Below are 1,142 nucleotides of genomic sequence, written 5' to 3'. Positions count from 1 at the left end.
AGCTGACTCCTGTAAAATACAGAAATCAGCTTTTAGTGGCTTAGCCCCTTTTTTTAATGTCCTTGACATAGGGTCCACTTTAAAATTAGATATATTCTTTTATTTATTAAAAATTATTATTATATTTTTTAACACTAAAATAATTTATATATAAAAAACATATTATCTCTATCAAATTACCTTTTAATAATTCAATTACTTTACTCTAATCCTCCCTTAAAATTTTATCCGAGTCTTACTGTATCTAACAAATAACTAGAACATTTTTTTCTTTTAATATTATTTGATAATAAAAAAATATTTAATATAAACCAAATCTCTTCTTATCCATATAGTAATTTTCGTTGAAGTAATTTTTGACCATTAGATTAAGCTTCACTAATTTTTAATGAAAAATCATAGTATATCTTTTACCAAGACCCTTTCTTGTGTTTTAATTAATCACCTCTAAATAACCAAGCAAAATCATACCTTGCTCTTATCTTCTTCATGCTGAATATTAGAACGTTACTATTTAACATTTAAACTATATTTTAATATAACAAAAAAGCTACTTGGCTTTTATACTAAGTACCTTACATTACCTAGCAACGTTTATCATGGTGTTTCTTTACACTTCTATTAATCTTGGATAAATCAACTGATAAAAACATAATATACTTTCTCTATTTGTCAGTGGACGATTATAACGTTGCTTTTTTTATTATTAATATTAAATAACAAAAAAGATACCTAGTATAAACTAAGTATCTTCTTACCTGACAACGTTTATCAGGTCAATTTTTAACACTTTCATTGATCTTCGAAAAGACATAACCTATCTTTTTCTACTAGCCGTGCAAGGTATAATTTTACTCTTCACCATTTAACTATATTTTAATATAACAAAAAAGGCACTTAGCTTTTATACTAAGTACCTTATATTACCTGGCAACGTTCTACTCTCCCACACAGTCACCCGTGCAGTACCATCGACGCTGTAGAGCTTAACTTTCCTGTTCGGAATGGGAAGGAGTGTTTCCTCTACGCCATCATCACCAGATTATTGAGATTGTTATCTCAAAATTGCACATGAATTATATTTTTATTGGTCAAGCCCTCGACCTATTAGTATCAGTCAGCTACATACGTTACCGCACTTA

1 rRNA gene is annotated in these 1,142 nt (G+C 28.4%); it reads right to left on the bottom strand.

The features are described 5' to 3' along the window. Positions 1-925: 925 nt before the first annotated feature. A 5S ribosomal RNA gene (rrf, locus tag I4V63_RS15460) occupies positions 926-1,042 on the bottom strand. Between the last annotated feature and the right edge of the window lie 100 nt (positions 1,043-1,142).

Origin of the sequence: Clostridium sp. 1001271B_151109_B4, from assembly GCF_015670405.1 — a bacterium.
Taxonomy (GTDB): Bacteria; Bacillota; Clostridia; order Clostridiales; family Clostridiaceae; genus Clostridium.
The sequence above is the reverse complement of the archived record's forward strand: the minus strand, read 5'-3'. Positions and strand labels throughout refer to the sequence as shown.